The organism is Streptomyces sp. NPDC036764 (genome assembly GCF_055609385.1).
Genome location: NZ_JBVJPT010000005.1, coordinates 335,756 through 357,854, shown reverse-complemented (window position 1 = coordinate 357,854; position 22,099 = coordinate 335,756). Strand labels below are relative to the sequence as shown.

Genomic DNA, 22,099 nt, shown 5'->3' with positions numbered 1-22,099 from the left:
CGAATTGGTCACGTAGTCGGCGTCACAGTGATTGACCAGGGACTTCCGTGACGCGACGAGCGGGCTATTGTGCGCTTCATGACGACGCCTGACAACACCTCTGACGCCTCCGACACCGCCGTCGAACACACCGGGGTCGCCGCCCAGGACTGGGCGCGGGCCTCCGCCGATCCGCAGTACCGGGCCGCTGTCGTGGACCTGCTCGGCGCGCTGGCCTACGGGGAGCTGGCGGCGTTCGAGCGGCTGGCGGAGGACGCCAAGCTGGCGCCGACGCTGGCGGACAAGGCGGAGCTGGCGAAGATGGCGTCGGCCGAGTTCCACCACTACGAGAAGCTGCGGGACCGGCTGACCGAGATCGGGGCCGAGCCGACGCAGGCGATGGAGCCGTTCGTCGCCGCGCTGGACGGGTTCCACAAGCAGACGGCGCCCTCGGACTGGCTGGAGGGGCTCGTCAAGGCGTACGTCGGTGACTCGATCGCCAGTGACTTCTACCGCGAGGTCGCAGCGCGCCTCGACTCCGACTCGCGCGGGCTGGTGCTCGCCGTGCTCGACGACACCGGGCACGCGTCGTTCGCCGTCGAGAAGGTGCGGGCCGCGATCGACGCCGATCCGCGCGTCGGCGGGCGGCTCGCGCTGTGGGCGCGACGGCTGATGGGCGAGGCGCTGTCGCAGTCCCAGCGCGTGGTCGCCGACCGGGACGCGCTGTCCACGATGCTGGTGGGCGGGGTCGCGGACGGCTTCGATCTTGCCGAGGTCGGGAAGATGTTCTCGCGGATCACGGAGGCCCACACGAAGCGGATGGCTGCGCTGGGGCTCGCGGCGTAGGCCCACGCCCCGCTCCTGGGGGCCTGCGGCCCCCAGAGCCCCGCCCTGAGCCGGCCTTGTCCTCAACGCCGGGCGGGCCGGGAGCTGCGGGCCGGTATGGAGATTCGACGGTCGGCCCCGCTGTGCCTCAGGGGGCCGGCGGCTGGTCCTCCGGCTCTATGCGGTTGCCGAGTGGCGGCGCAGTCTTCCCGCGGGGCGGACCAGCAGCGAGAGGGAGGCGGCCGAGACGACCGCCGAGCCGATGAGGATCACGAAGAGGTTGCCGAAGTCGAGCGCGGTGTGCGTGATGAAGGCGCCGAAGAGGGCGCCGGCGACACCCGTCGGGAGGACCAGCGAGCGGGTGGGCAGCCGGTGCGGCATACGGCGCGCGGCAGCCCATGCCAGAGCGAGGCCGAGGAGCGCGGAGCTGATCGCTTCCAAGAGCATGTTGGGGTCCCTCCCACATGGCCGGCCTGCTCGAAACGGTCGTAGCCCGTCATACCCCTGACCTGCGGAATGCAATCCTCCTCTGTGATGGGGCTGTGCGCCATTGGTGGAGGGGGACGCGGGGGTGGGAAGGGACGGAAAAACGGGAGGGCCCGGCGAACGAGTCGCCGGGCCCTCCCGTGATGTCTGCCGCGTCGGCGCCTGTTACAGGGCGCCGAAGCCCACCTTGCGCGGAGCCGGCTCGCCGAGCTCCACGTAGGCGAGGCGGTCGGCCGGGACCAGGATCTTGCGGCCGTGCTCGTCCACGAGGCTCAGTAGCTGCGTCTTCCCGGCCAGCGCTTCGGCCACCGCCCGCTCGACCTCCTCGGCACTCTGCCCGCTCTCCAGAACGATCTCGCGGGGCGCGTGCTGCACGCCGATCTTGACCTCCACGGCTATGTCCCTCCGACGGTCAGTGAAGTGCGCGACCTTCCGCGCTGTACCCAGCACACATTAGCCCGGTGAGGGGACGTACACGCTCCGACCAAGAACGCCAACAGCGAACAGGAGGCGGGAACAAACGTGCCCCGGGGTGAGCGGGCGTCAGTGGTGCTCGCTGCCGTGCAGCGGGAAGCCCGCGATGCCGCGCCACGCCAGCGACGTCAGGAGCTGTACCGCCTGGTCGCGCGGGACGCTGCGGTCGCTGTGCAGCCAGGAGCGGGCCACGACCTGCGCGAGGCCGCCGAGGCCGGAGGCCAGCAGCATCGACTCGGCGCGCGAGAGGCCGGTGTCCTCGGCGATGACGTCGCAGATCGCCTCGGCGCACTCGTTCGTGACCTTGTCCACGCGCTCGCGCACGGCCGGCTCGTTGGTCAGGTCCGACTCGAAGACCAGACGGAAGGCGCCGCCGTCGTCCTCGACGTACGCGAAGTACGCGTCCATCGTCGCCCGCACGCGCTGCTTGTTGTCGGTCGTCGACGCGAGCGCGTGGCGTACGGCCTGGATCAGGGACTCGCAGTGCTGGTCCAGCAGGGCGAGATAGAGGTCGAGCTTGCCCGGGAAGTGCTGGTAGAGCACCGGCTTGCTGACGCCGGCGCGCTCGGCGATGTCGTCCATCGCGGCGGAGTGGTAGCCCTGCGCGACGAAGACCTCCTGGGCGGCGCCCAGCAACTGGTTCCGTCGGGCACGGCGCGGCAGGCGCGTGCCCCGCGGGCGTGCCGCCTCTGTCTGCTCGATGGCTGTCACGCCGCCTCCCAATGTCGTCCACATGCGGTGTGCGCCGCGTCGCCATCGTACTTTTCGGTAACCCTGGTGTGCGCGGTGCGAGCGCAGAATTTCACGGACCGGACGGTGGCGAAAGTCGCGCACAGGGTTTGAAACCCGGGCAGAGCGGGCAGCAAACGGATTCTCTCCTGCTCAGCGGCCCACTCTTCCGTGTCCCGCCGCGCGTTCGAGCGGGTCTGCCGGCCCCTGAGACGCACCGCCCGATGTCACCGGCGGTCGTCCACTGTCACCGGCGGTCATCCTCTGTCACCGGTAGTCGTCCACTGTCACCGGTAGTCGTCCTCGTCGATGGAGACGACGCGTGCCTGCTCGATCAGATCGGCCTCGTTCGCCCGGTCCTGGTCCGCGCCGGACAGCGTGTCGTCGCGGTCGCGCCTGACGTCGGTGTGCTGTTCGGCCGCGTCGGCCGAGGGGGCCTCGACGTCGAACTCCTCGGACTCGTCGGTTTCCTCGTCCACGAACGTGTCGGGGTCGGTCGGATCGACGGCCATGGCGGGCTCCCTTCCTAGAACGTCCCCGGGGGGACAGCGTCCCTGCGTGCAGCAGGGGTCCACATCCGGGTGCCCTGCGTACGAGCCTAGGAGACACCGGTTTCGGACGCTATGCGATCCGCGGGAGGATCTTCTCGGGGGTTCGCGGTCGGTCCGGACCTGCTCCGGGCGGCTGATGTCAGGGCTGTGCGCGTTTCCGGTTCCCGGCGCTGCGGATGCCATGTACGTGTCGACTTGTGACGGCGAACACATGAACCACTGCGTGATCGTCTCGTAACATTGCCGCATGTCTTCGACCGAGCTCCCGTCCGCGCCGGCCGCCAGCGCGCTCCCCAAGGTGGCGACCGTACGGGTCGCGGAGGGCGAGCGGCTGCGATCGGTCGGACTGCCGGGGATCACGCTGACGGTGCGATCGAGACCGCCCGCGCGCGAGGGGCTGGCGCCCGCGCTCTACGTCCATGGACTCGGCGGTTCCTCGCAGAACTGGTCGGCGCTGATGAAGCAGCTAGAGGGCGAGGTCGACTGCGAGGCCGTCGACCTGCCGGGCTTCGGCGACTCGCCGCCACCGGACGACGGCGACTACTCGATCACCGCGCACGCACGCGCGGTGATCCGCTATCTCGACGCCTCCGGCCGCGGCCCCGTACACCTCTTCGGCAACTCGCTGGGCGGCGCCGTCACCACGCGCGTCGCAGCCGTGCGGCCCGACCTCGTCCGCACGCTCACCCTCGTGTCGCCCGCGCTGCCGGAGATCCGCGTCCAGCGCACCGCCGTCCCGACCGCTCTGCTCTCGGTGCCCGGAGTGACCGGGCTCTTCACCCGCCTCACCCGGGGATGGACGGCGGAGCAGCGGGTCCGCGGCGTGATGCACCTGTGCTACGGCGACCCCGAGCGGGCCACGCCGGAAGGATTCCGCAACGCGGTCGAGGAGATGGAGCGCCGCCTGCGGCTGCCGTACTTCTGGGACGCGATGACACGTTCCGCGCGCGGACTGGTCAACGCCTACACGCTGGGCGGCCAGCACGCGCTGTGGCGCCAGGCCGAGCGGGTGCTGGCGCCGACGCTGCTCATCTACGGCGGCCGGGACCAGCTCGTGGGCCACCGCATGAGCCGCAAGGCCACGCACAGCTTCCGCGACTCCCGGCTGCTGAGCCTTCCGGACGCCGGGCACGTGGCGATGATGGAGTACCCGGAGGTCGTCGCCCGGGCGTTCCGTGAACTCCTGGTGGAGACGGGGCAGTCGCAGGCCGTGAACTCGCGCCAGAGGGTCCCCGTCGCCGGTGACGCCGAGGCCGTGTCCGAGAACGCGGGGGGCTGAGGCGCGACGTGGGACGCCACAGCCGCCGCGGGTCGGGCGCCAAGCGCGACACCGCGGAGACGACCGCACAAAAAGGCTCCCGGGGGGCACCGCCGGATACGGGCGCGGTCCAGCGGGGCCCGTCCGCACCCGGTACCGGGCCTGCGAGGGTTCCGGGGCAGCGGCCCGGACCGGCTCCCGTACGACAGGGGATGCCGGCGCCGGCGTACGGGGGGCAGGGCTTCCCCAACGGGACGCCCGCGCATGGTGTCCCGAGGCTGCCGGATGGGACGCCCGCGCATGGTGTCCCGAGGCTGCCGGACGGCACGCCCGCGCATGGTGTCCCGAGGCTGCCGGACGGCACGCCGGCGCATGGTGTCCCGAGGCTGCCCGACGGGACGCCTGTCCATGGCTTCCCGCGGCTGCCGGACGGCACTCCCGTCCGCGGCACGCCGCGGCTGCCGGACGGCACTCCCGTCCGCGGCACGCCGCGGCTGCCCGACGGCACTCCCGCGCGCGGCTTCCCTCGGTTCCCCGATGGGACCCCTGCGCAGGGCGTGCCGCGGTTCCCTGATGGGACCCCCGCCCACGGCGTCCCCCAGGCTCGCGGCAGCCATCCCGAGCAGCGTGAACCCGGCGGTGGCTGGGGTGAGTTGAGGGGGCGGACCGGGGTCGCGTACGGCACTCCGGGGGCGGCCGGTGCGCCGCCCGCGACCGGCGTGCCCCTGCCGCGCCCCCGGCGGGCGCCGCGTTCCGAGGGGCCCCGGCAGGACTACGTCGACGCCTTCGAACAGGACGTCGATGTCTTCGCGCCCCGCACGGCCGAGACCGCGCACGCCTCCGACGCGTACGCCTCCGTCACCGACTGGGACCCCAGGACCGGCACCGACGTCGACGACGACGCCCCGCCGACCGGCGAGCCCGTTCCGGCGCAGGGCGGCAAGGGGCGGACCTTCACCGGGATCGCCGCTGCCGCCGTCGTCACCGTGCTGGCGGTCGTCGTCGCCGGCCAGGTCACGAAGGGGCGGGACGACGGTGACGTGCAGTCGCAGTCCGCCACCGACCAGGGGCGCGACGCCCGCGACTCCGCCTCGCGCGGGGAGGGACGGCCGACGCATTCCGGCTCCGACGGCGTGGCCACGCTGTCGTACGGCCAGAAGATGGCCGTGACGTACCCGCTCAGCGCGACCCTCAAGGGCCCGGGGACGTTCGACGCGATACGGGGAGTCGACAAGGCGCCGGGAACGGGGCAGAAGTTCACCTATCGCGTGGATGTCGAGAAGGGGCTCGGCCTTGACGGTGAGTTGTTCGCCGAGGCCGTGCAGAAGACGCTCAACGACGACCGGAGCTGGGCCCACAACGGCGCCCGCACCTTCGAGCGCATATACACCGGCAAGCCCGACTTCGTGATCACGCTGGCCAGCCCCGGCACCACGCACGACTGGTGCGCCAAGTCCGAACTCGACACCGCCGAGGACAACGTCTCGTGCGACTCGGCCTCCACCGAGCGCATCATGATCAACGCCTATCGATGGGCGCAGGGGTCGAAGACGTACGGCGACCGCATATACGAGTACCGGCAGATGCTGATCAACCACGAGGTCGGCCACCGGCTCGGCTTCAACCACGTCACCTGCGACAAGGACGGCGAGCTCGCCCCGGTCATGCAGCAGCAGACCAAGTTCCTGGACCACGACGGGATACATTGCAGGGCCAACCCCTGGGCGTACCCCGGGAGTTGACGGGTGACTCAAACGTCACATTGACATGTGCAGCGAGATCGTCCATATTTCTGCACATGTCGACCCGTCACGCCCCCACGCGCGCCGCCATCGAGCTGGCGCTCATCGGCGTGACCGCTCTGTGCGTGGCCGACATTCACTGTCGCTGACGCTCGCCTCTGGCGTTCGCGTCGCGATCTCTTTCCCTCCCGCGATCACGTGACTCCGATGTCCCGTGATGCGGTCACGGGTGTCCGACGACCCGGCGCCGAGGCAGACGTCTGCTCACTTCCGTCTCACTCCGCGTCACTCTGTCTCGCCATTCGATATGTCGAGCGAGATCCATCAAACCGAGAGGTCGTCTCCGATGCGTCAACCGTCCGTCATAGCGCGCCGCGTGGCCGCGGCAACCGTCAGCCTGGTCGTGGCAGCGGGCGCCGCCGCCTGCGGGCCTGAGGACAACGATGCCAAGAGCGCCGGCGGCGACTCCACGCCCCACAAGGGCGGCACGCTCACGGTCCTGAACTCCAACCCCCAGCAGGACTTCGACCCCGCCCGCCTGTACACCTCCGGCGGCGGCAACGTCCCCTCCCTCGTCTTCCGCACCCTCACCACCCGCAACCGCGAGGCCGGCGAGGCCGGCGCGAAGGTCGTCCCCGACCTCGCCACCGACACCGGGCGCCCGAACAAGGACGCGACCGTGTGGACGTACACCCTCAAGGAGGGCCTGAAGTACGAGGACGGCACCCCGATCACCTCGGCCGACATCAAGTACGGCATCGAGCGCTCCTTCGCGCCCGAGCTGTCCGGCGGCGCCCCCTACCTGCGGGACTGGCTGGTCGGCGCCGCCGACTACCAGGGGCCGTACAAGGACAAGAAGGGCCTGTCGGCGATCGAGACGCCGGACGAGCGGACGATCGTCTTCCATCTCAACAAGCCCGAGGGCGAGTTCCCGTACCTCGCCACGCAGACGCAGTTCACGCCGGTCCCGAAGGCCAAGGACACCGGCACCAAGTACGAGCAGCACCCGCTCTCGTCGGGGCCGTACAAGGTCGTCACGAACGAGAACGACGGCGAGCACCTCGTCCTGGAGCGCAACACGCACTGGTCCGCCTCGACGGACGAGGAGCGCAAGGCGTACCCCGACAAGATCGACGTACGGTCCGGGCTCGACTCGTCCGTGATCAACCAGCGGCTGTCCGCGTCCCAGGGCGCGGACGCCGCCGCGGTCACCACGGACACCAACCTCGGCCCGGCCGAGCTCGCCAAGGTGACCGGTGACAAGGAGCTGGCCGCTCGCGTGGGCACCGGTCACTTCGGCTACACCAACTACGTCGCGTTCAACCCGACGGTCAAGCCGTTCGACAACGCCAAGGTGCGCCAGGCGATCTCGTACGCCATCGACCGGTCGTCGGTCGTCAACGCCGCCGGCGGTTCCGCGCTCGCCGAGCCCGCCACCACCTTCCTGCCGAACCAGAAGTCCTTCGGCTACACGCCGTACGACCACTTCCCGGCGGGCAAGGCCGGTGACCCGGCCAAGGCCAAGGAGCTGCTGAAGGAGGCCGGTCACGCCGACGGGCTGACCGTCACCCTGACCCACTCCAACGCCAAGGACTTCGAGACCAGCCCCGAGATCGCGACCGCGATCCAGGACGCGCTGAAGAAGGCCGGCATCACGGTCAAGCTCCAGGGTCTGGAGGAGAACGACTACTCCGACAAGATCCACAACGTGAAGACCGAGCCCGGCTTCTTCCTCGCGCACTGGGGTGCCGACTGGCCCTCCGGCGGTCCCTTCCTCGCCCCGATCTTCGACGGCCGGCAGATCGTCAAGGACGGCGCGAACTTCAACACCGGCCTGCTCGACGACAAGTCGGTCAACAGCGAGATCGACGCGATCAACAAGCTGACCGATCTCACCGCCGCCGCCAAGCGGTGGGGCGCGCTGGACCAGAAGATCGGCGAGCAGGCGCTGACCGTGCCGCTGTTCCACCCCGTCTACAAGCGGCTGTACGGCGAGGACATCAAGAACGTCGTGATCAGCGACTGGACCGGTGTCCTGGACATCTCCCAGGTCGCGGTGAAGTAGCGCCGTGAGTGAGGCAGTTCTCGCCGTCGAGGCTCCCGGGGTGTCCGCTCCGGGGGCCTCGGGGGCCCGTCAGTTCTGGCGGCGGCTGCGGACGCAGCGCGCCGCCCTCGTCGCGGCGGCCGTCGTCGCACTGCTCGTCCTGGTCGCGCTCGCCGCACCGCTGCTCACCGCGATCGAGGGCCAGGACCCGACCACCTACCACCCGTCGCTCGTCGACTCCGCGCGCGGGGGCGTGCCCATCGGCTCGTTCGGCGGAGTGAGCGCCGACCACTGGCTCGGCGTCGAACCGCAGACCGGGCGGGACCTGTTCGCGCGGCTGGTGTACGGCGCCCGGGTCTCCCTCGGGGTCGCCCTGGCCGCGACCGTCGTCCAGATCGCCATCGGCGTCGTGGTGGGCGTCGCGGCCGCGCTCGGGAGCCGCTGGGTCGATCAGGTGCTGAGCCGGTTCACCGACGTCATCGTCGCGATGCCGCTGATGATCATGGCGTTGGCGCTGCTCGCGATCGTGCCGTCGAGCTTCCCGCGGCCCGTGCTGGTCGCCCTCGTCATCGGACTGATCGCGTGGGGCAACATCGCGAAGATCGTGCGCGCCCAGACGCTCACCCTCAAGGGGCTCGACTACGTCGCCGCCGCCCGGCTCAGCGGCTGGGGCACCTGGCGGATCGCCCGCCGTGAGCTGCTGCCCGGCATCGCCGCGCCGGTCATCACCTACGCGGCGCTGCTCGTCCCGGCCAACATCACCGTCGAGGCCGCCCTGTCGTTCCTGGGCGTCGGCGTGAAGCCCCCGACGCCGTCCTGGGGACAGATGCTCACCGCCGCGGACGTCTGGTACCAGGCCGCCCCGCAGTATCTGCTGCTGCCCGCCGGCGCGCTCTTCGTGACCGTCCTCGCCCTGACCGTCCTCGGCGACGGCGTGCGCACGGCGCTCGACCCGCGCGCGGCGTCCCGGCTGCGCATCGGCACGGGCCGCAAGAGGGAGGCCAAGGCATGAGCGGCTTTCTCCTACGCCGAGTCCTGGGCGCCGTCGTCACCCTGTTCGCCATCTCGGTGATCGTCTACGTCGTCTTCTACGTCACCCCCGGCAACGTCGCCCAGATCACCTGCGGCCCACGCTGCTCACCCGCCCAGGTGCAGCAGGTCGCCGAGCAACTGCACCTGAACGACCCCCTGTACACGCGTTACTGGGACTTCCTCCAGGGCCTGGTCGCCGGTCAGGACTACTCGACCGGCACGTCCGTGCAGCACTGCTCGGCGCCCTGCCTCGGGCTTTCGTACCAGAGCGACCAGCAGGTCACCGCGCTGATCCTGGCGAAGCTCCCGGTCAGCCTCTCGCTCGTGTTCGGCGCGATGGTGCTGTGGCTGATCCTCGGTGTCGGAACGGGCGTCCTGTCCGCATGGCGGCGCGGCCGTCTCACCGAGCGGCTGCTGACCGGCGTCACGCTGGCGGGCGTGGCCACGCCGGTCTTCGTCATCGGGCTGGTCCTGATGATCGTCGTCTGCGGGCAACTGCAACTGCTGCCGTTCCCGCAGTACGTCGCCTTCACCGACGATCCCGAACAGTGGGCGTGGAACCTGCTGCTGCCCTGGCTCTCGCTCGCCCTGATCGAGGCCGCCGCCTTCGCCCGGCTGACCCGGGCGGCGATGCTGGAGACGCTGGCCGAGGACCACATCCGGACCTTCCGGGCGTACGGCGTCGGCGAGCGGTCGGTCATCGGGCGGCACGCGCTGCGCGGGGCCCTCGCGCCGGTCATCGCCCTGAACGCCAACAACTTCGGCGGCGCGGTCGGCGGCGCGGTGCTCACCGAGACGCTCTTCGGCCTGCCCGGTATCGGACAGGAACTGGTCCACGCCGTCAACGTGGTCGACCTTCCGGTCGTCGTCGGCATGGTCCTGGTCATCGGATTCTTCGTGGTCGTCGCCAACGTCGTCGCGGACGTGCTGTACGCGGTGGCCGACCGACGGGTGGTGCTGGCATGAGCGACGTGACGAAGACCCCGGCTCCCGCGCGGGACCTGGTCGAAGTCAGCGGCCTGACGGTCGACTTCGGCGACCTGCGCGCCGTCGACGGCCTCACCTTCAGCCTGGCGCGCGGCGCCGCCCTCGCCCTCGTCGGCGAGTCCGGTTCCGGCAAGTCCACGGTGGCCTCGGCCCTGCTCGGGCTGCACCGCGGCACGGGCGCACGGGTCGGCGGCTCGATCGAGGTCGCCGGGGTCGACGTACAGGAGGCGTCCGACGAGGGACTGCGGCAGTTGCGTGGCGGAAAGGCCGCGATGGTCTTCCAGGACCCGCTGTCGTCCCTGGACCCCTACTACGCCATCGGCGATCAGATCGCCGAGGTGTACCGCGTGCACACGCGTGCCTCGCGGCGAGCGGCACGCGCGCGTGCGGCGGAGGTGCTGGACCGGGTCGGCATCCCGGACGCCGTACGGCGATCCCGGTCCCGGCCGCACGAGTTCAGCGGCGGCATGCGCCAGCGCGCGCTCATCGCCATGGCGCTGGCCTGCGAGCCCGACCTGCTGATCGCCGACGAGCCGACGACGGCCCTCGACGTGACCGTCCAGGCCCAGATCCTCGACCTGCTGCACACGCTCCGCGAGGAGACCGGAATGGGGCTCCTGCTCGTCACGCACGACGTCGGCGTCGCCGCCGAGAGCGTCGACGAGGTGCTGGTGATGCGGCACGGACGGGCGGTGGAGCACGGGCCGGTCGCCGACGTCCTGGGGGCGCCCGCGCGGTCGTACACGCGTGAACTGCTGGGGGCGGTCCCGCGGGTGGACGCGCCGCGTGGGGTTCGTGGGGCGCCGCAGGGGTTGGGCCGGGTCGGAGCCGTCCCGGAGGCGGGGGCTGTTCCGGACGCGAGGGCCGTTCCGGGGGCGGAGATCGTCTCGGACGCGGGGGCTGTTCCGGCGGCGGAGGTCGTCCCGGACGTGGAGGTCGTCCTCGACCCGGAGGCCGATGTCGCCCCCGGGGTAGTCCTGGAGGCGACCGAGGTCGTCCTGGAGGCGACCGGGCTGCGGCGTGAATTCGGGCGCGGGAAGCGGGCGTTCACGGCGGTCGACGACGTGTCGCTGGCCATCCGCCGCGGCGAGACCCTCGGCATCGTCGGGGAGAGCGGCAGCGGCAAGACGACCCTCGGGCGCATGCTGGTCGGGCTTCTGGAGCCGACGGCGGGTGAGGTCCGCTACGACGGGCACGCGCGCGTGGGCGTGGATCCGGCCGTGCAGATGGTCTTCCAGGACCCCGTCTCCTCCCTCAACCCCCGCCGCACGGTGGGCGAGTCGATCGCCGACCCGCTCCGCGCGCGGGGTGAGAACGACGAGGGACGCATCCGGGGACGGGTGCGGGAACTGCTGGAGCGCGTGGGGCTCGAAGGGGCGCACTACGACCGCTACCCGCACGAGTTCAGCGGCGGCCAGCGCCAGCGCGTCGGCATCGCGCGAGCACTGGCGGCCGACCCGCGCGTCATCGTCTGCGACGAGCCCGTCTCCGCGCTCGACGTCACCACCCAGGCCCAGGTCGTCGCGCTGCTGGGCGAGTTGCAGCGCGAACTCGGCCTCGCGCTCGTCTTCGTCGCGCACGACCTCGCCGTAGTGCGCCAGGTCAGCGACCGGGTCGCGGTGATGCGGCGCGGGCGGATCGTCGAAGAGGGCCCCGCGGACGAGGTCTACGACAATCCGCAGGACCCGTACACCAAGCAGCTCCTGGCCGCCGTACCGGCGCTCGATCCGCGGATCGCGGCACAGCGGCGGGCCGCACGACGGGAGTTGGCCGTCGTGTGACCGCCGCGCCTGTCCTGTTCGGCCTGTCCGTCCTGTTCGGCCTGGCCGATCCGTCCGTCCTGCCCGGCCGATTCGTTCCGGCAGTTCAGGTGTGACGATCCGTGCGCGTTTGATCTCCTAGCGCGACGGAACGCGACCCGCACGGGAAAGTTACGACCGTTCACCCCTTTTGGTGGCGCGATGGACAACCGTCCGTCGCGCCACCGCCTTGTCCGCATACGTTCGTCCCGCTGCGAGCCGTCACGGGAACGGCGGCTCCCCTTACGGGAGATCGAGGGTGTACTCGTGCGCATCGGACTGATTGCGGAGGGTGGCTATCCGTATGTGAGCGGTGAGGCCAGGCTCTGGTGCGACCGGCTCGTACGCGGGCTCGGCCAGCACGAGTTCGACGTCTACGCGCTCAGCCGCAGCGAGCGCCAGGAGGACGAGGGCTGGGTCCCGCTGCCGGCGCACGTCAGCCGGGTGCGCACCGCGCCGATGTGGACCGCCGAGGACGACGGAGTGGTGTACGGCCGTCGGGCGCGCCGGCGGTTCGCCGAGCACTACGGCGAGTTGGCGGCCGTGCTCTGCGCGGGGGGCGGTGCGGGTGCCGACGATGCCTGCGAGGACACGTCGGCCGCTGAGGCGGACCGTTTCGGCAGTGCCCTGTACGGTCTCGCCGAACTCGCCCGCGACGAGGGCGGCCTGGTGGGAGCGCTCCGCTCCGAGGCCGCCGTACGCGCCCTGGAACGCGCCTGCCGGGCCCCGGGTGCCCTGCGGACGGCGCGCGAGGCGCGCGTACCCGATCTGCTGGCCGTCGCCGCGCATCTGGAACGCGCCCTGCGCCCCCTCTCGCTCGACTGGTACGAGGACGACGGACTGGGCGCGGCCGACCTGTGCCACGCCACCTCCGGCGGCTCCGCGGCCCTGCCCGGCCTGCTCGCGCACCACTTCTGCGGCGTACCCCTGTTGCTGACCGAGTACGGCGTCCGGCTGCGCACGCACTATCTGGCCGCGCCCGACTCCTCGCCGGCCGTGCGTTCCCTGCTCGCCGCCTTCCACGGCGGGCTCGCCGCCGAGACCTACGCGCGGGCCGTCCTCATCACGCCCGGCAACGGCCACGCCCGCCGCTGGCAGGAACGGTGCGGCGCCGACCGCGCCAAGCTGCGCACGGTCTACCCCGGCATGGACGCCGCCCGCTTCGCGGAGGTCGGCGAGAGCGCGGAGCACGCGCAGTGCGCGGACCCGGACTCGCTGGTCTGGGTCGGCCGCGTCGAACCGACCAAGGACCTGGTGTCGTTGCTGCACGCCTTCGCCGAAGTGCGCAAGGAGGAGCCGAACACCCGCCTGCGGATCGTCGGCACCCCCGCAGGCTCCGAGGGCGCCGCCTACCTCGGCCACTGCAAGGCGCTGGCCGCGCAGCTCTTCCCCGACGAGGCCGAGGGCCCGCACCGGGTCGGCGACAACCCGGTCTCCTTCGAGGAGATCGGCGCCCCGGACATCCCGACCCTGGCCGACGCGTACGCCTCGGGCGCGGTGACCGTCCTGTCCAGCGTCGTCGAGGGCTTCCCCATCGGGCTGGTCGAGGCCATGTTCTGCGGTCGTGCGACGGTGTCCACCGACGTCGGCGCGGTGGTGGAGGTCATCGGCGGCACCGGGCTCGTCGTACCGCCCCGTAATCCGCGGGCGCTCGCGGAGGCATGCGTGGCGCTGTTGCGCGACCCCGAGCGCCGTGAACGCCTGGGCGCGGCGGCACGCGCGCGGGCGCTCGAACTGTTCACCGTCGAGCAGAACGTCGCAGCATTTCACGGCATTTACCTGGAGATCGTCTCGCACACCCCGGTCCGCCGCGTCGTCCTCGACGAGACCGGGGAACCCCTGCCCTTCGCCGTCCCCGCCGAGGCCCATGTCCCCGGCCGCTGGACCGAGCGAACACCCCGCCTGGTGGCCCGCGGCGGCCCGCCCCGCCCGCCGGGCACCCCCGTACGCGCCACCGCCATCCCCGCACCGGAGGGGGCGCGATGAGCGGCGGGGGAGAGGGACGGCGCGTGATGGACGGCGCCGGGGACGTGATGAGTGGCCTGGGTGACGGTGGGGGTTTGTTGAGCGGCCGGGGCGATGGTGGGCGCGTGGTGAGCGGCCTGGGTGGGCTCGATCGGCCCGCTGTGCCGACCAGCCCCGGGGCATGGGACGAGCGGTCGGAGGAGTGGCTCTCGGCGGACGCGGACACGGCCGTACGGGGGGACGCGACCGATGCTGGCTCCGCCACGCCCGCCGGGGAATCGGCCACCTCCCCGCGCCCCAACCGTCGAGGCGGCGCCGACCCGGTCAAGGCCCTGCTGCATCGCCACCGTGACCTGTGCGAACGCGCGGTGGACCCCCTGGAGATCGCGGCCGGCCTCGAAGCCCACGGTGTCACCGACCGCACGGCCGCCCGCTTCCTGCACCGGGACGTCTTCTCCCTGGCGGAGGAGATGTACGCCCGTACGTCCCGAGACGCGGAATCACCGCAAGGCGCTCAGCCCCTCACCACCCCCCGCGCACGAGCCGACTGGATGGTCCTCACCCTTCTCCCCGGAGCCCTGTGCGCGGCGGCTGTCATCGGCGTGCACCTCACCAACGGCCAGAACCGCCTGATCGCGGCCGCCGTGGGAGCCCTCGCCGTCATCCTCGCCCTGCACGCGGCCCTCGCCCGAGGCCCCCTGGCCACCGAGCACGCCGCACGCCCGACGAGCACCCGGATCTGCTGGCTCCTCGGCTACGCCCTCCTCGGTGACGGACTCCTCCAGGCAGCCGTCGCCGGCGGCCCCGACAGCCTCCCCACCGGCACGTCCGAGGGCCCCTGGCCGCTCGCCACCGCCCCCGTCCTGGCGCTGGCCCTCTCCTGCGCGCCGGCCGCCTGGTGCGCCCACCTCCTCGCCGTGCGGGCTCGCCACAAACTCTCCGCCAGCCGGGCCCTGAAGGATTTCGCCACCTCGGCGAAGCCCCTGCTCCTGGCCACGCTCGCCCTCTACCTCGGCGCCCTGACGGCCCTGCTCGCGCTGACCGCCACCGCCCTCGACGAGCCCGCCGCCCACCCCCAGGCGCTCACCCTGGGCGCCCTCCTGCTCCTGTCCCGCCTCCTCGCCACCCACGGCTTCACCCACGCCCCCGCCCTGGTCCTCACCGCCGCGGTATCGGCCGAGGCGACCGCCCTGGCGACCGTCTTCGCCGCCCGCCTCCCCGGCTGCGCCTGGCTGGCGACCCCCGTCCAGTCCCTCCTCGACGTATGGGGCCCGGCCGCCATCCCCACGATGGCCTGCGGGGCAGGTGCCCTGACGCTTCTGCTGCACGCGCTGCGCACCTTGACGAGGGCGTCCGCACACGCGAGGGCGGACGACGCATGCTGACCCACCACAGACCCGCGACCCGCCGCACCCGTGTACGGCGGGAAGCGGACGCGCCGGGGAGTGTCCGCCCACGGCGGCCGGCCCCCATGCCGCCGCACGTCCGGCGGCACCGAGCCGCCATCGGACCGAGCACGGACATCCCCGGCGCGGCACCGCCCGTTCGACACCCGTGCAGGCAAGGACCCGCGTACCTCCACGGAGCCGCGCAGGTCACCGCAGGCGCACACCCCCACAGAACCGTCCTGACCCTCCTGCCCGAAGTCCTCGAAGGAGACCCTCAAATGATCACCTCCCGATCCGACCTCCGCTCGGCTCCGGGAGCCGCCCGATGAGAGTCCTGCTGATCGGAGCCAACGGCTACCTCGGCCGCTTCGTAGCCGACCGCCTCCTCGCCGACCCCGCGGTCCAACTCACCGCGCTGGGCCGCGGCGACGACGCCGACGTCCGTTTCGACCTCGCGTCCGGCAGCCCCGGCGCCCTCACCCGCTTCCTCGACGCGGTCCACCCCGGCGTCGTCATCAACTGCGCCGGTGCCACGAGGGGCGGTGCCCGCGAACTCACCCGCCACAACACCGTCGCCGTCGCCACCGTCTGTGAGGCCCTGCGCCGCAGCGGCTGCGGCGCCCGGCTCGTCCAGATCGGCTGCGGCGCCGAGTACGGCCCGAGCCAGCCCGGCTCCTCCACGGCCGAGGACTCCGTTCCCCGCCCCGGCGGCCCCTACGGCGTCAGCAAACTCGCCGCCACCGAACTGGTCCTGGGCTCCGGCCTGGACGCCGTGGTCCTGCGCGTCTTCTCACCCGCGGGCCCCGGCACCCCCGCCGGTTCCCCGCTGGGCCGTCTCGCCGAGGCCATGCGCCGCGCCATGCAGTCCGGCGACGGCGAGCTCAAACTCACCGGCCTCGGCGCCCAACGCGACTTCGTCGACGTCCGCGACGTGGCCCGTGCCGTGCACGCCGCCTCGCTCTCCGCCGCGCAGGGCGTCATCAACATCGGTTCCGGCCGGGCCGTCCGGCTGCGCGACGCCGCCGCCATCCTGGCCCGCGTGGCCGGCTACGGCGGCGCCCTCCACGAACTCGACGGCCCGCCCGGCCCGTTGCGGCCGACCATCGGCCACCCGCGAACCGACTCGGACCACGCGACCCATACGGCCCACGCGACCGCGCACACGGCACACGCCGTCCACTCGACGCACGCGGCCCACTCCGCCCCCATCGCCTACCCGGACGGCTGCGGAAGCTGGCAGCAGGCCGACGTACGCACCGCACGCGACCGCCTCGGCTGGCGCCCCCGCATCAATCTGGAGGAGTCCCTGGGCGACATCTGGATGGAGGCGGCATGCCGTATCTGACCGGCATGAAACGGACCACGCCGAGCACCGGGCTGCGCACGGGTCTCGGCGTGCCGGGCTATGCCCATCCTCTTCTCGCCCCCACCGAATGGGGCGAACTGACCCGCCCCGGCACCCCCGTGGACTGGGTGGTCCTCAACGTCGCCGACGGTCCCGGCGCCCGCCCCGACCCCCACTGCCTCGAAGCCGCCGGCCGGCTCCGCAACGCGGGGGTCCGCGTCCTCGGCAACCTCGACACCGCCTGCCTCGACCGGGTCCACCTCGGCACCGCCCACGGCGCCCGCGTCTTCGGCGAGGTGATCTCCAAGGCTCACCGCTACCTGGACTGGTACCGGGTCGACGGCTTCCTCCTGGACCGCTGCCCGACAGACGGCACCGCGCTGCCCGAAGTCCTGCGCACCATCACCACCCTGCGCGGGCTGCGTGACAAGGCCCACATCGTCCTTGGCCACGGCACCCATCCACACCCCGGTTACGCCGAGTGCGCCGACCAGCTCGTCACCTTCTGCGGCCCGTGGAGCGACTACCGCTGGTCGCAGGTGGCGGAGTGGACGGCCGACTATCCAGCCGACCGTTTCTGCCACTTCGTCCACGGAGTGCCCCTCGGTCACCTCGACGAGGCACTGCGCATCGCGCGCTGGCAGGGCGCCGGGACGATCTGGTTCACCGACCACACGGACCACGGCGGCCGCACCGACCCCTGGGAGACCATGCCCGGCTACTGGGACGAAATCGTCTCGCGGATCGGAACAGGTGTCTCGGAATGAAAAAGGCCGTGGCACTGTTACGGGGAGAACAACTGTAGTGATCGACCGACCAACGGAGTCCCCGTGTCGCTGCCACCCCTGGTCGAGCCGGCCCCCGAGCTCACCGTAGACGAGGTTCGCAGGTACTCCCGCCACCTGATCATCCCCGATGTCGGGATGGACGGGCAGAAGCGGCTGAAGAACGCCAAGGTGCTCTGTGTGGGCGCCGGCGGCCTGGGCTCGCCGGCGCTGATGTACCTGGCCGCCGCGGGCGTCGGCACGCTCGGCATCGTGGAGTTCGACGAGGTCGACGAGTCGAACCTCCAGCGCCAGATCATCCACAGCCAGGCCGACATCGGCCGCTCCAAGGCCGAGTCCGCCCGCGACAGCGTCAAGGGCATCAACCCGTACGTGAACGTGGTCCTTCACGAAGAGCGGCTCGAGGCCGACAACGTGATGGACATCTTCAGCCAGTACGACCTGATCGTCGACGGCACGGACAACTTCGCGACCCGCTACCTGGTCAACGACGCGTGCGTGCTGCTGAACAAGCCGTACGTGTGGGGCTCGATCTACCGCTTCGACGGCCAGGCCTCGGTCTTCTGGTCCGAGCACGGCCCCTGCTACCGCTGCCTGTACCCGGAGCCCCCGCCGCCGGGCATGGTCCCCTCCTGCGCCGAGGGCGGCGTGCTGGGTGTGCTGTGCGCGTCCATCGGCTCCATCCAGGTCAACGAGGCCATCAAGCTGCTCGCGGGCATCGGTGAGCCGCTGGTCGGCCGCCTGATGATCTACGACGCCCTGGAGATGCAGTACCGCCAGGTCAAGGTCCGCAAGGACCCGAACTGCGCCGTCTGCGGCGAGAACCCGACCGTCACCGAGCTCATCGACTACGAGGCGTTCTGCGGCGTCGTCTCCGAGGAGGCCCAGGAGGCCGCCGCCGGCTCGACGATCACTCCCAAGCAGCTCAAGGAGTGGATCGACGACGGCGAGAACATCGACATCATCGACGTCCGCGAGATCAACGAGTACGAGATCGTCTCGATCCCCGGCGCCCGTCTGATCCCGAAGAACGAGTTCCTCATGGGCACCGCCCTGGAGAGCCTCCCGCAGGACAAGAAGATCGTCTTGCACTGCAAGACGGGTGTCCGCAGTGCGGAAGTCCTCGCGGTCCTGAAGTCCGCGGGCTTCGCCGACGCCGTCCACGTCGGCGGCGGCGTGATCGGCTGGGTCAACCAGATCGAGCCGGACAAGCCCGTCTACTGACCGGACGTCCTCGCCGGCAAGGCGAGCCCTGCTCCAGCGGCGGGGGCTTCGCGCACCACGGGTGCTCGAAGCCCCCGCCGTCGTCATGAGCAGACCTTGCCGTCCTCCGGCACCGTGCCCTGGAGCAGATACGCGTTGACCGCGGAGTCGACGCAGTCGCTCCCCTTCCCGTACGCGGAGTGGCCCTCGCCCTTCCAGGTGAGCGTCACACCGACGCCCTTGCCGAGTTCGTCGGCCATCTTGCGGGTGCCCTCGTAGGGCGTCGCCGGGTCGCCCGTGTTGCCGACCAGCAGGATCGGTGCCGCACCCGCCGCGCTGACCTCCGGGGTGTCGTACTGCCCGGCCACCGGCCAGTCGTGGCACCAGCCGGCCGTGTCCCAGCCGAGCATGGGCCCGAACACCGGCGAGACCTTCTCGAACCGCGGCAGCAGCTTCCTCGTCTCCTCGACCGTCGGCCGCTGCTTGTCGTCCAGGCACGATATGACCCGTTGCGAGTGGGTCCCCGTGCCGTAGCGCCCCGACGCGTCGCGGTCGTTGTAGTCGTCGCCGAGCGCCAGCAGTTCCGTGCCGTCGCCCCTCTCCGCAGCCTTCAGAGCGCTGGTCAGGGTCGGCCAGCTCGCCTCGCTGTACAGCGGCCTGATGATGCCGGTGAGCGCGAGCGCCTCCGTGAGCTTGCGGTCGGAGGACGTGGGCATCGGGTTCGCGTCGATCCGCTTCAGCAGGTCCACGATCTTCTGGGTGCCCTCTTCGGCGCCCTGGCCGGTGGACTTCAGGTAGTTGTCCAGCGCGCGCTGGAAGCCCCTGGCCTGGTTCTCGGCGTGCCCCTCCGTGTCGGCGCTCGGGTCGACGACCGCGTCCAGGATCATCCGTCCGACAGTGCCGGGGAACAAGTGGGCGTAGACGCCGCCCAGTTCGGTGCCGTAGGAGATGCCGAAGTAGTGCATCTTCCGGTCGCCGAGGACCTGGCGCATCAGGTCCATGTCGCGGGCGGTGTCGGTGGTCGACACATGCGCCATCAGCTTCCCCTCGGCCTTCCGGCAGCCCTGGCCGAAGGCGGCGGCGTCCCGGAAGTACGCGGTCTCCTCGGCCGCGGTGTCCGGTGTGATGTCCACCGACTCGGAGGCCTGGATCTCCTTGTCGTTGCGGCAGCGCACGCCCTCACTGGCGCCGACGCCGCGCGGATCGAAGCTCACCAGGTCGTACCGCTTGCCCAGTTCGGAAGTGCTGGTGGCGTACCACGGCATCGTGGACACCCCCGAGCTGCCGGGGCCGCCGAAGTTGAAGATCAGCGATCCGATGCGGTCGTCGCCCGTGGCCTTGGTGCGGATCAGCGCGAGGCCGATCGTCCTGCCTTCCGGCTTCGCCCAGTCCAGGGGTGTCCTGAGCGTCGCGCACTGCCACTCGTCGCCCGGCGCGGGGGAGTCCTCGGCCGCCTTGCAGTCACCCCAGTCGAGCTTCTGCGAGGTCAGGGAGGACGGCAGCACGGTGGCGGACGAGCCGGTGGAGGGCGCCGACGAATCCGCCTCGCTAGTCCTGCCACCGGTCTGCGCGCCGTCGGACGAGCTGCCGCTGCATCCCGTCGCCAAGAGCGCGGAGGCGGCGGCCACGGCCGCCCACCGTACGAAACGCGTCATACCGCTTCCCCCCTCGCAGGCCGTCCGCGCTGTGCCGCGGATGGCGGTCAGGCCATAGTAGGCGGATCACGATCTGGCCGTTGCGGCCTGTGGATAACTCTCTGACCTGCGGATTCATGCGGATTCTGGTTCGCAGGAGCGGTCTCAGGAGCACACCGTGCCGGCCGTCGGCACCTTCCCGTCCAGCAGATAACCGTTCACCGCGTCCTGCACGCACTTGTTCTTGCTGTCGTAGGCGCCGTGCCCCTGCCCCTTGTACGTCAGCTCGACGCCGACCCCCTTGCCGAGCGCCTGCGCCATCTTCCGTGCACCCTCGTACGGAGTGGCCGGGTCGCCCGTGTTGCCCACGACGAGGATCGGCGCCGAGCCCGGCGCGCTGACGTCGGGATGGTCGGCGGCGCCCGCCACCGCCCAGTCGGTGCAGCTCAGCATGGACCAGGCGAGGAACTCGCCGAACAGATTCGAGGCGGCCCGGAACTCGGGCAGCTTCCGCTCCACGTACTCCGGTGTGTACCGCGGCTTGTCGTCGGCGCAGTTGATGGAGATGTTGGCGGCGGTGATGTTGCTGTACTCGCCGTTCTCGCTGCGCCCGTTCATCGAGTCGGACAGCAGCATCAGGGTCCTGCCGTTGCCCTCGTACGCCTCCTGGAGACCCTGGGTGAGGTAGGGCCAGAAGTCCTTCGAGTACAGCGCCTGCGCGATGCCGTTGGTCGCGTCGGTCTGGGTGAGCTGGCGCGGGAAGATCCCCTCGATCGGCTTGCTGTCGAGGTCCTTCAGCAGCTTCGCGATGCGGTCCTTCACGTCCTGGGCGGTGTCCCCGATCGGGCAGTCCTCGACCTGGGCGGTGCAGTCGGCGGCGAAGTTGTCGAGCGCGAGCTGGAATCCCTCGGCCTGCCCGAGTGACCCCTGCTCGGAGTTCTGCGTCGGGTCCACCACGGCGTCGAAGACCGCGCGGCCCACGTTCCTCGGGAACAGATGGGCGTAGACGCCGCCGAGTTCGGTGCCGTAGGAGATGCCGAAGTAGTGCAGCTTGTCGTCGCCGAGGACCTGGCGCATCAGGTCCATGTCGCGGGCGGCGTCGGTGGTGCGCACATGCGGCAGCATCTCTTCGGAGTTCTTCTCACAGGCCGCGTTGAACTCCTTGGTGCTGTCCACCAGTTCCGTCCGCTCGGCGGTGTCGTCCGGTGTGGCGTCCTGCTGGAAGTAGGCGTCGAGCTGCTGGTCGTCCTTGCACAGCACCGGCTTACTGCGGCCGACCCCGCGAGGGTCGAAGCTCACCAGGTCGTAGCGGGTGCGCAGCTTCTCGTACCCGTCGCCGAAGGCGGGCAGCGTGGTGACTCCGGAGCCGCCGGGTCCGCCGAAGTTGAAGATCAGCGAGCCGATGCGCCGGTTCTCGGCGCCGCTCGACTTCACCCGGATCAGCTCGATGCCGATCGTGTCCCCCTTGGGGTCGTCCCAGTCGCGGGGCGCCTTCATCGTGGCGCACTGCCAGGTGCCGTCGTCCGGCAGCGGGGACGGGCTGCCTTCGCCGCCCTGCGCCTGGGAAGGGGCCGGGCAGTCCTTCCAGTTCAGCTCCTGAGCCGTCAGGTCCACGTCGTCCCCGGAGTCGTCGTCGCTGCAACCGGCCAGCAGGGAGGACAGCAGCAGAGCGGCGGCGGTCAGGGCAGCGGCGCGCGTCCGGGGAGGCTTCGGCATGGTCCCATCCTGAGGTCGTACGTGGTGGGGCGCTCGGGGCACGGGCCGTACGAGGTACGGCGGCGCCTCACCTTCCAGGCCCTTACAACGTACGGCGACGGGGTCCTCGTACGGCAAGCCCCCGGGTACGAAAGCCCTCGTGGCCTCCAGGACGACG

Annotated in this window: 19 protein-coding genes; 13 read left to right on the top strand and 6 right to left on the bottom strand. The window is 71.3% G+C overall.

Annotated features, from left to right (window positions below):
• The first annotated feature begins 69 nt into the window (after positions 1-69).
• On the top strand, positions 70-825 hold the full coding sequence (locus tag ACZ69Q_RS22300; RefSeq protein WP_471044470.1) for a ferritin-like fold-containing protein: 756 nt from the start codon (positions 70-72) through the stop codon (positions 823-825).
• Positions 826-981: 156 nt separating this feature from the next.
• Here the strand turns inward: ACZ69Q_RS22300 and ACZ69Q_RS22295 are convergent, their stop codons facing one another.
• From ACZ69Q_RS22295 to ACZ69Q_RS22280, 4 genes are all read right to left on the bottom strand, one after another.
• Positions 982-1,251 (bottom strand): hypothetical protein, encoded by a 270-nt coding sequence (locus ACZ69Q_RS22295; RefSeq protein WP_471044467.1) that lies wholly within the window; start codon positions 1,249-1,251, stop codon positions 982-984.
• 204 nt (positions 1,252-1,455) lie between these two features.
• On the bottom strand, positions 1,456-1,683 hold the full coding sequence (locus ACZ69Q_RS22290; protein WP_471044464.1) for a DUF3107 domain-containing protein: 228 nt from the start codon (positions 1,681-1,683) through the stop codon (positions 1,456-1,458).
• Positions 1,684-1,833: 150 nt separating this feature from the next.
• A complete protein-coding gene (locus ACZ69Q_RS22285; protein WP_471044462.1) occupies positions 1,834-2,475 on the bottom strand; it encodes a TetR/AcrR family transcriptional regulator in 642 nt (213 codons plus the stop codon).
• Positions 2,476-2,780: 305 nt separating this feature from the next.
• Entirely contained in the window at positions 2,781-3,005 is a 225-nt protein-coding gene (locus tag ACZ69Q_RS22280) for a hypothetical protein (protein ID WP_471044460.1), read from the bottom strand.
• A gap of 286 nt (positions 3,006-3,291) precedes the next feature.
• Between ACZ69Q_RS22280 and ACZ69Q_RS22275 the strand changes: the two genes are divergently transcribed.
• From ACZ69Q_RS22275 to moeZ, 12 genes are all read left to right on the top strand, one after another.
• Positions 3,292-4,323, top strand: a complete 1,032-nt coding sequence (locus ACZ69Q_RS22275) for an alpha/beta fold hydrolase (protein ID WP_471044457.1) — start codon at positions 3,292-3,294, stop codon at positions 4,321-4,323.
• Positions 4,324-4,514: 191 nt separating this feature from the next.
• Positions 4,515-6,044 (top strand): DUF3152 domain-containing protein, encoded by a 1,530-nt coding sequence (locus ACZ69Q_RS22270; RefSeq protein ID WP_471044454.1) that lies wholly within the window; start codon positions 4,515-4,517, stop codon positions 6,042-6,044.
• A 56-nt stretch (positions 6,045-6,100) separates the two neighbouring features.
• The gene (locus tag ACZ69Q_RS22265) at positions 6,101-6,193 is read left to right on the top strand and encodes an Ms4533A family Cys-rich leader peptide (protein WP_383418036.1); all 93 of its coding nucleotides are present in this window, start codon (positions 6,101-6,103) and stop codon (positions 6,191-6,193) included.
• 197 nt (positions 6,194-6,390) lie between these two features.
• Positions 6,391-8,109: an ABC transporter substrate-binding protein gene (locus ACZ69Q_RS22260; RefSeq protein ID WP_471044450.1), complete on the top strand. Its 1,719-nt coding sequence runs from the start codon at positions 6,391-6,393 to the stop codon at positions 8,107-8,109.
• Between the two features lie 4 nt (positions 8,110-8,113).
• The gene (locus tag ACZ69Q_RS22255) at positions 8,114-9,100 is read left to right on the top strand and encodes an ABC transporter permease (RefSeq protein ID WP_471044447.1); all 987 of its coding nucleotides are present in this window, start codon (positions 8,114-8,116) and stop codon (positions 9,098-9,100) included.
• Positions 9,097-10,086: an ABC transporter permease gene (locus ACZ69Q_RS22250; protein WP_471044444.1), complete on the top strand. Its 990-nt coding sequence runs from the start codon at positions 9,097-9,099 to the stop codon at positions 10,084-10,086. The genes ACZ69Q_RS22255 and ACZ69Q_RS22250 overlap by 4 nt, the downstream gene beginning before the upstream one ends.
• Complete coding sequence (locus ACZ69Q_RS22245) at positions 10,083-11,888, top strand: dipeptide ABC transporter ATP-binding protein (protein WP_471044442.1); 1,806 nt, start codon at positions 10,083-10,085, stop codon at positions 11,886-11,888. Before ACZ69Q_RS22250 ends, ACZ69Q_RS22245 begins: the two co-directional genes overlap by 4 nt.
• A 285-nt stretch (positions 11,889-12,173) precedes the next feature.
• On the top strand, positions 12,174-13,892 hold the full coding sequence (locus tag ACZ69Q_RS22240; protein ID WP_471044440.1) for a DUF3492 domain-containing protein: 1,719 nt from the start codon (positions 12,174-12,176) through the stop codon (positions 13,890-13,892).
• A 107-nt stretch (positions 13,893-13,999) separates the two neighbouring features.
• Complete coding sequence (locus ACZ69Q_RS22235; RefSeq protein WP_471044438.1) at positions 14,000-15,256, top strand: hypothetical protein; 1,257 nt, start codon at positions 14,000-14,002, stop codon at positions 15,254-15,256.
• A gap of 328 nt (positions 15,257-15,584) precedes the next feature.
• Positions 15,585-16,604, top strand: a complete 1,020-nt coding sequence (locus ACZ69Q_RS22230; RefSeq protein WP_471044436.1) for an NAD-dependent epimerase/dehydratase family protein — start codon at positions 15,585-15,587, stop codon at positions 16,602-16,604.
• Positions 16,592-17,371: a spherulation-specific family 4 protein gene (locus tag ACZ69Q_RS22225; protein WP_471044433.1), complete on the top strand. Its 780-nt coding sequence runs from the start codon at positions 16,592-16,594 to the stop codon at positions 17,369-17,371. The genes ACZ69Q_RS22230 and ACZ69Q_RS22225 overlap by 13 nt, the downstream gene beginning before the upstream one ends.
• 63 nt (positions 17,372-17,434) lie before the next feature.
• Entirely contained in the window at positions 17,435-18,613 is a 1,179-nt protein-coding gene (moeZ, locus tag ACZ69Q_RS22220) for an adenylyltransferase/sulfurtransferase MoeZ (protein ID WP_380845088.1), read from the top strand.
• A gap of 83 nt (positions 18,614-18,696) precedes the next feature.
• Here the strand turns inward: moeZ and ACZ69Q_RS22215 are convergent, their stop codons facing one another.
• Positions 18,697-20,247, bottom strand: coding sequence for an alpha/beta hydrolase (locus ACZ69Q_RS22215; protein WP_471044430.1), 1,551 nt, complete (start codon positions 20,245-20,247; stop codon positions 18,697-18,699).
• A 144-nt stretch (positions 20,248-20,391) separates the two neighbouring features.
• Entirely contained in the window at positions 20,392-21,942 is a 1,551-nt protein-coding gene (locus ACZ69Q_RS22210) for an alpha/beta fold hydrolase (RefSeq protein WP_471044428.1), read from the bottom strand.
• Positions 21,943-22,099 lie beyond the last annotated feature (157 nt).

Bases quoted from the DNA above. Each gene is read 5' to 3' on its own strand.
- ACZ69Q_RS22295 (WP_471044467.1), bottom strand. From the start codon at position 1,251: ATGCTCTTGGAAGCGATCAGCTCCGCGCTCCTCGGCCTCGCTCTGGCA.
- ACZ69Q_RS22280 (WP_471044460.1), bottom strand. From the start codon at position 3,005: ATGGCCGTCGATCCGACCGACCCCGACACGTTCGTGGACGAGGAAACC.
- ACZ69Q_RS22275 (WP_471044457.1), top strand. From the start codon at position 3,292: ATGTCTTCGACCGAGCTCCCGTCCGCGCCGGCCGCCAGCGCGCTCCCC.
- ACZ69Q_RS22270 (WP_471044454.1), top strand. From the start codon at position 4,515: ATGCCGGCGCCGGCGTACGGGGGGCAGGGCTTCCCCAACGGGACGCCC.
- ACZ69Q_RS22265 (WP_383418036.1), top strand. From the start codon at position 6,101: ATGTCGACCCGTCACGCCCCCACGCGCGCCGCCATCGAGCTGGCGCTC.
- ACZ69Q_RS22260 (WP_471044450.1), top strand. From the start codon at position 6,391: ATGCGTCAACCGTCCGTCATAGCGCGCCGCGTGGCCGCGGCAACCGTC.
- ACZ69Q_RS22250 (WP_471044444.1), top strand. From the start codon at position 9,097: ATGAGCGGCTTTCTCCTACGCCGAGTCCTGGGCGCCGTCGTCACCCTG.
- ACZ69Q_RS22245 (WP_471044442.1), top strand. From the start codon at position 10,083: ATGAGCGACGTGACGAAGACCCCGGCTCCCGCGCGGGACCTGGTCGAA.
- ACZ69Q_RS22230 (WP_471044436.1), top strand. From the start codon at position 15,585: ATGAGAGTCCTGCTGATCGGAGCCAACGGCTACCTCGGCCGCTTCGTA.
- ACZ69Q_RS22225 (WP_471044433.1), top strand. From the start codon at position 16,592: ATGCCGTATCTGACCGGCATGAAACGGACCACGCCGAGCACCGGGCTG.
- ACZ69Q_RS22215 (WP_471044430.1), bottom strand. From the start codon at position 20,247: ATGACGCGTTTCGTACGGTGGGCGGCCGTGGCCGCCGCCTCCGCGCTC.
- ACZ69Q_RS22210 (WP_471044428.1), bottom strand. From the start codon at position 21,942: ATGCCGAAGCCTCCCCGGACGCGCGCCGCTGCCCTGACCGCCGCCGCT.